Annotated in this window: 1 protein-coding gene; it reads right to left on the bottom strand. The window is 65.0% G+C overall.

The genetic code is table 11. The features are described from left to right. Positions 1–2 precede the first annotated feature (2 nt). Positions 3–406: MaoC family dehydratase (locus EN925_RS39385; RefSeq protein WP_164894863.1), on the bottom strand; the 404-nt coding region annotated here is incomplete at its 5' end.

Genomic DNA, 406 nt, shown 5'->3' with positions numbered 1-406 from the left:
ACTCATGCCGTCTCGGGCTGGCGTTCGATCAAGGTCAGCGTCAGCCAGCGCGCGGTCAGTGCCGGCTTCTTCGAACCCTCGATCTCGATCGTCACGTCATGCGCGGTCTGCACCCAGCCCGACGGCCTGACCTTGACGTCGGCCAGCACGAAACGGGTGCGGATGCGCGCGCCGGTTTTCACCGGCGCCAGGAAGCGCAGCGAATCGAAGCCGTGGTTGACGCCCATCTTGCCGTTTTCCAGCGGCGGCATGGTCTCGAAGGTCATCGCCGACAACAGCGACAGCGACAGGAAGCCGTGCGCGATGGTGCCGCCGAACGGCGTTTCACGCATCGCCCGCTCCGGATCGCAGTGGATGAACTGATGGTCGTCCGTGGCGTCGGCGAACTGATCGATCATGCGTTGCG

The sequence above is a fragment of the Mesorhizobium sp. M7A.F.Ca.US.006.04.2.1 genome, assembly GCF_004022915.1.
Lineage (GTDB): Bacteria > Pseudomonadota > Alphaproteobacteria > Rhizobiales > Rhizobiaceae > Mesorhizobium > Mesorhizobium ciceri.
Note: the sequence above shows the minus strand (reverse complement) of the source record. Positions and strands in the feature narration are given on the sequence as shown.